The organism is Nostocoides japonicum T1-X7, assembly GCF_001046855.1.
GTDB lineage: Bacteria > Actinomycetota > Actinomycetes > Actinomycetales > Dermatophilaceae > Nostocoides > Nostocoides japonicum.
Genome location: NZ_HF570958.1, coordinates 4,795,927 through 4,797,208 on the forward strand (window position 1 = coordinate 4,795,927; position 1,282 = coordinate 4,797,208).

At 73.2% G+C, this 1,282-nt stretch carries 1 protein-coding gene; it reads right to left on the reverse strand.

Annotation, left to right across the window (positions count from 1 at the left end):
- The coding region (locus tag BN12_RS21795) for a sensor histidine kinase (protein WP_162233123.1) at window positions 1–1,062 on the reverse strand (1,062 nt) is incomplete at its 3' end.
- Window positions 1,063–1,282: the final 220 nt, after the last annotated feature.

Here is a 1,282-nt window from a genome sequence, read left to right on the forward strand (position 1 = left end):
CGTCAGCTGACCGCCGAGCCGGGCGGCCGCCTCGCGCAGGTGGGCCAGGCCCGTGCCCTCGCCGCGGCCCGGGGCCTCGGGGCAGCCGTCGTTGACGAGGGTGACGATGACCGCCAGGCGCTCGTTGCGGATCGTGAAGGAGCAGGTGCGGGGGCGGCTGTGCTTGAGCATGTTGGTCACCGACTCCCGGAGGATCGTCGCGACGAACCGCTCGATCTGCGGGCCGGGGAGCGGCTCCGTCCGCGCCTCGAAGGCGATCCCGAGCCGCTGGCACAGGCTCCGGGCGGAGTCGACCTCGGCCTCCAGGCTCACGATGACCGGGCCCGAGGTGACGATCCGCAGGTTCGCCTGACCCTCCATGACGATCGTGTGGAGCTGCTCGAGGTGCCCGCGCGTCTCCTCGACGTCGCGGTCCAGCGTGCGCAGGGCCACCTGGTTGCGCAGGGAGGCCGCGACGAGCGTCCGGCCGAGCATGTCGTGCAGGTCGCGCTGCATCCGCACGCGCTCCTGGTCCACCTTGGTCCGCGCGAGCTCCTCCCGGGTGATCTGCAGCTCCCGGATGACCATGGCGAGCCGGGTGAGGGCGTAGAGCACCGCCCCCATGGCGGCGATGCCGATCGGCATGACCTCGGCGTAGCGGTCGCCGTAGCGGACGGCGACGAACAGGCCGAGCGCGAGGAGGAGGACGACCTCGGCGAGGAGCGACCACCACGGCCGCAGGACGATGAGCAGCACCGTCATCGCGGCCGGGAGGGCGGCCCACTGGTCGCCGATGACCATGGCGGCGCAGCCCCCGGCGACGATGAGGACGATCTGTCGCGTGACGACGAGCCGCTCGACGCCGAGCACGACGCGCCACTGCCACCGCAGGAAAGCGACGAGCGTCGCCGTGCAGATGACGCACGCGAGGACGGAGCGGACGGCGTCGCCCGTGCTCCACGACCAGGCGCTCCCCGCGAGTCCCTGGGCGATGAGGGCCGCCGCGACGACCCAGCAGGCATAGAGGGACGCCCGAGCGTTGGCCGAGACCTGGCTGTGGCCCTCGTCCGCTCGTCCCGACATGGTGACCCCCTCGGCGGCCGATCCCATATGCCGCGGAATGTCTGGTGCAGGGGCCACCATACTTGTCATGAGCGGCCTCCGACCACTCCGGCAGGCTCGGTATGCGGTCGGAGCGGCCCGCGCGGAGCGCCCGTCCGCGGGGGTCGAGCGGCCGATCGCGCGGCGAGCCCGAGCAGCGTCTCGGCGGCGACGAGCCCGGCGGCGCACGCCGCGAGGCAGG